The organism is Spirulina subsalsa CS-330 (assembly GCF_028330765.1).
GTDB classification, from domain to species: domain Bacteria; phylum Cyanobacteriota; class Cyanobacteriia; order Cyanobacteriales; family Spirulinaceae; genus Spirulina; species Spirulina subsalsa_A.
Genome location: NZ_JAQMTY010000302.1, coordinates 1 through 4,789 on the forward strand (window position 1 = coordinate 1; position 4,789 = coordinate 4,789).

3 protein-coding genes and 1 pseudogene are annotated in these 4,789 nt (G+C 55.1%); 2 read left to right on the forward strand and 2 right to left on the reverse strand.

The window, feature by feature from the left end; translation table 11 throughout:
- Positions 1-468, reverse strand: a pseudogene (locus PN477_RS20605) (hypothetical protein); the annotation flags it as partial.
- A 303-nt stretch (positions 469-771) separates the two neighbouring features.
- Between PN477_RS20605 and thrB the strand changes: the two are divergent.
- Both thrB and cbiQ read left to right on the forward strand, forming a co-directional pair.
- A complete protein-coding gene (gene thrB, locus PN477_RS20610; protein WP_417158875.1) occupies positions 772-1,677 on the forward strand; it encodes a homoserine kinase in 906 nt (301 codons plus the stop codon).
- Between the two features lie 105 nt (positions 1,678-1,782).
- Positions 1,783-2,541, forward strand: a complete 759-nt coding sequence (gene cbiQ / locus PN477_RS20615; RefSeq protein WP_272121727.1) for a cobalt ECF transporter T component CbiQ — start codon at positions 1,783-1,785, stop codon at positions 2,539-2,541.
- 315 nt (positions 2,542-2,856) lie between these two features.
- Here the strand turns inward: cbiQ and PN477_RS20620 are convergent, their stop codons facing one another.
- Positions 2,857-4,635 (reverse strand): alpha/beta hydrolase, encoded by a 1,779-nt coding sequence (locus tag PN477_RS20620; RefSeq protein WP_272121729.1) that lies wholly within the window; start codon positions 4,633-4,635, stop codon positions 2,857-2,859.
- Positions 4,636-4,789: the final 154 nt, after the last annotated feature.

The following is a 4,789-nucleotide window of genomic DNA, read 5'->3' on the forward strand; positions in this document are numbered from 1 at the left end:
AATTAAAGGACTCGCTGTCGCTCGATTTGTTTGTTGGTGCAAATTCATCTCGCCACTAAAAGGCACGTCCGCCGTTACCTTCGGTAACTCTACTCGGACTCGCTTTATAGTGGGAGTCTTCTTTGCACATTTAAGATAATTGGCTCGAATCTCAGGCCCCATCTCCGGGCCAAACGCTGCCTCTGGTGTTTTTCCACAGATTTCCACCGCACTGCGTCCCGTCCACCGTTCAATCACAGGATTGACGGCTACCATTAAAAAATCTCGTTCCGGTGTCACATCGACCGCAAATAATCCCAACGGTGACGCATCAAACACACTCTGCCAAAACGAGGGCGTAATCCAGTGGGTGCTAATGTCTTCAATCGTTTGCTGCGATGTTAGGAGTTGTGCCTCGGCTTGTTGGCGACGTTGGATTTCAAAATGTAAACGTCGCTGGAGATGCTGAAGTTCATCAGCTTGACGCATATGCTCATCGCGAGAGAAATAAGCAACCATGGCAACTTAACCCAGTAGAGAAGGAACAGACAATTCGGAAAATGGTATTGAGGCCCTGAGTTGTAATTTGCCTGAAATATCACTGTGACAGGCCGTGCAGAAGTTAACATACTGTGTTTCCTGACTGGACATTAATGTACAAATGTGAAAAAGTCGTGAAACAAGCTGCAACTTGTGCTCTCTCACTGAGATTAATCTGCTGAGGAAAGACATCACCCTATCTAGACAGGCTTCGCCCCTGTCCACTATGCTTAAATGCTTGACGGTTAAGGGATTGATGTTGTGGTAAAAATAACGGTTCCGGCAACAACGGCCAATCTTGGCCCAGGGTTTGACTGCATTGGTGTGGCTCTCACGCTTTACAATCGCTTTGAATTTACTCCGGCTGACACGCTTCAGATCGATGTCCGGGGAGAGGGGCAAGAGTTGGTCAGCCGGGGGACTGATAATTTGGTGTATCAATCGTTTTGCTATCTTTATGCGGAGCTTGGCCAAACGCCGCCGCCGATTCATCTGGAAATCAAGATGGGGATTCCATTGGCGCGGGGCTTGGGCAGTTCAGCGACGGCGATCGTCGGGGGACTGATGGGGGCGAATCATCTGGCAGGACAGCCACTCAACACCTCAGGCTTGATTGATTTAGCCACCCAAATTGAAGGCCATCCCGATAATGTCGTGCCGGCATTGTTGGGGGGATGTCACCTGGCGGCCAAAAATGGCGATGATTGGCATATTGGGAAGATTTCCTGGCATCCGTCGTTGATTCCGGTGGTGGCGATTCCGAATTTTACGCTGTCTACGGAGGTGGCGCGATCGGTGTTGCCGGCGACGGTGAGCCGTCAGGATGCGATTTCTAATATTGCTCGGTTTGGCCTGTTGTTGCGAGGTCTGGAAACGGGCTGCGAAGATTGGCTGCGGGTGGGTTTGCAGGATTCAATTCACCAACCCTATCGCCAAACCTTAATTAAGGGCTACGAGGCGGTTCACGCGGCGGCAATGGCGGCGGGAGCCTATGGCATGGTGATTAGTGGGGCGGGGCCGACGGTGTTGGCGATTACCCACGCCGATGAGGCGAATGCGGTGGCGACGAGTATGGAGTCTACCTGGCGCAGGTTGGGGATTGAGCCGCAAATTCATATTTTGTCAATGGATACGGCGGGGGCGCGATCGCTCATCTAACGCCACCCCATTCAATCACCCCCGTTAAATTCAGCCTAAATTTAGCCCGCGGCCTTCCCCCTTACGGCAAGCTAGAAACTGTAGTTTCTCAGACCTGCCTAGCTTGTGAGCTTTACGATTGATCGCTATGCCTATTTAACGTCTCCCCTCCACCGCTGGGAGCCGCGTGCGAAGTTGGTGGGTCTGTTGGCGTTGATTTTTGCCTTTGGGACGGTGCAGCAATTGACGGTGCTGCCGTGGATGGTGCTGGTGACGGTGAGTCTCTATGGCCTGTCGCGATTGCCCTGGGCCTTTGGTCTGAACCAACTGCGCTATCCGGGGGCGTTTATGGTGATGGTGGTGATTTTAGTGCCGTTTGCGGGGGGGGAAACGGTGCTGTGGCAGTGGGGTTTTTTGCAATTGACTGCCGAAGGATGCTGGATGGTGGTGCGGGTGGGGGTGCGGTTTTTCTCGATCGTGACCCTGAGTGTGGTGCTGTTTGGGACGACACCGTTAACGAAAACGTTGCGGGCGATGCGATCGCTGGGCATCCCGCCGTTATTGGTGGATATGGCGTTGCTCACCTATCGCTATCTGCAAGAGTTCAACAATACCCGCCGCACAATGCAGCAGGCCATGCGCTTACGGGGGTTTCAAGGCGATCGCCTTTCGATCCGGAGCCTGCGCCATTGGGCCCAATTGGCTGGTAGTTTGCTCGTCCGCAGTTATGACCGAGCGACGCGGGTTTACGTGGCGATGCTCCTCCGGGGCTACGGCCAACAGTGGCAGGGTAAATCGCTGGGCTGGCGGGGGATTGATCGGCGCAGTTGGTTCGCGATGGGGGGGATGGGCGCGATCGCGATCGCCTTTGTCTGGCTCGGTTGACCCCATGAGCCGGATTTTGCACCGCAGACAAAAAAAAAGAGAGCCACCTCGGTGACTCCCCCAATCATCAGGGTGCATCTACAGTTCTTACTATAGATCGTTTAGTGAGGGGTGTCACCCCCCACCCCTAAGTTTTTGCAAAAAAAAGGGGCAGGACTTACACAGGGACACACACAAACAAGGGGCTTAAGCCCCTTGCCTCAACGAAAAACGGAGAGATTGGTCAGAAATTTGCGTAAGTCCTGAGGGGTAAGGCGATCGCAGTGCTGAGCGGGGATCAGGGCCTGAATCCGCCTGGTTTGGGCTGAGTGACCTCTAAACTGGTTTTTGACTCAATAAATCCGTAAAAATCCGATCCAACTGACCCCGACAAGACTGGGGCGGATGGAGGCGATGTTGGAGGGCGACCCAGCGTTCGTTGAGGGTGGCAAGGAGCGATCGCGACGCATCCGGCACGAGGGTCGGCACGGTCAGCACCTGCACCCAGCGGGACAACTCCAGCGGCAACTCCGTCGCCAGGCGCATCGTCAGTTGGGGCGTGGATTGGGACTGGACATAGTAGGGGGTGAGAAACGGACGGTAGATCATCGCATTTTCCGTGCGCTGCTCCACAAAGGCGAGAATCACACCGCGCATCAAATTCCGCACCGGTTCCGCCTCCGCTCCCATCACTTCCTGCACCAGCGTACTTTGGGCCATCGTACTGCCGCTATTGCTCTCGTCGGTGATGCTCATGTGGGTTGCCCCCAAAATCGTCACGAAATATTTGGACACGTTTAATTGCTCAAAGGCTTGTAATTGATGATCCAACGGCGGAGCGACGGCATCACGGCTATTGCTCAGGATCAACGTCGGCACATCCACCCGACTTAAGCCGTCCTCGCCAAAAAGATGACCCGTCACCGGATTGAGGGCGACCACCTGCACCACGCGGCGATCGCGAAAATTCAAGGTGCGATCGGGCAAGGGCGCAGCGGAACATTGCAGCCAATCCGCCGGAGCGCGACCGATGGGGCTGCTCTCTTGGCAAAATTTCCGTAAGGCGAGGAGATCTAGCTCACCCCCGGCGAGGGCGATCGCAGTATACCCCCCCGACGAATGACCCACCACCACCACCTCAGTTGTGTTGAACTTATCCTTTATATAAGGCCAGTTTTCATTGAGGCTTTCTAACTCATCCAACAGGAACTGCACATCTAAGGGCCGATTCACCAATTCCTGGGCCGAGAGCACCTCAGCCGGTTGACGGTTTAACGAAATTTCCGCCAGGAGGTCAATATTGCTCCCCGGATGTTCCAGCGATGCAACGCTAAACCCGTAGGACGCGAGATGGTTAGCCAAATAGGCCATAAAGCGACGATCCGCCGCGAAACCATGGGACAGGACAATCAGCGGGCCGCGAGGATTGGCGCTGTAATGTAGATCCACCTTGATTTGCCGTTGGCGGGTGTCATCGGTTAAGACCAGCGATCGCTGGCGCACGGCTTGGGGGCCCGGTTGGGTGGGGTCAAAGCTGGGGTGGAGACTTTGGCCGCGCAGGGGTGGGGCGGCTAGTTCCCGCGCCATGATTGGGGTGAGAAATTGGCTTTGGATGGCGGCGCGTTTGAGTTGGAGGGCGAGGCGGGCCGTGGTGGGGAGATCGATGACGAGTTCGGCTTGGGGGTAGTGGGAAAGGAGGGTGAGGGGGGTAATCCGTTCGGCGTTGTCGAGGGTGAGATAGAGGGCGGTGCGGAGGTCGGTGGTGGTGCTGTGGGGAATGGCTGCTTGTAATTGTTCGAGCAGGATTTGGCCATCGCGGGTGTTGAGGAGGTCGGCGAGAAAGCGATCGGCGATGTTGCGATCAATGGCGAAGGTTTGGTTGAGGAGCGATCGCAGTTCCGGCGTTAACAAAGGCGCAAACCGTTGCAGCGTCGGGGAAAGTTCCCCGGTATCGGTAAAGTGCTTCAGGTCGTCGAGGGCAATGGTTTGATCAAAGGGGCCGACTTTTAAGGTCAGGCGTTCTGTGGCATTGGCATGGAGGGGAGCCAAACTACTCCAGAGGGTTAGCCCCACAGCGGCAAGAGTGAGTCGGAGATCAAGAGAAAACACACGCACAACGTCTGATGGATTGACATACTCCCCCACTAAACCCTACGGGCTAGAGTGGGGGATTCTGAACAGCCAGTTACCTGACCATTTATCCACTCAAACAACGAGAGTTGCAGAGGGTTGCTAGGCTCAACGACTAACGCCATTGATTTATCCTGAT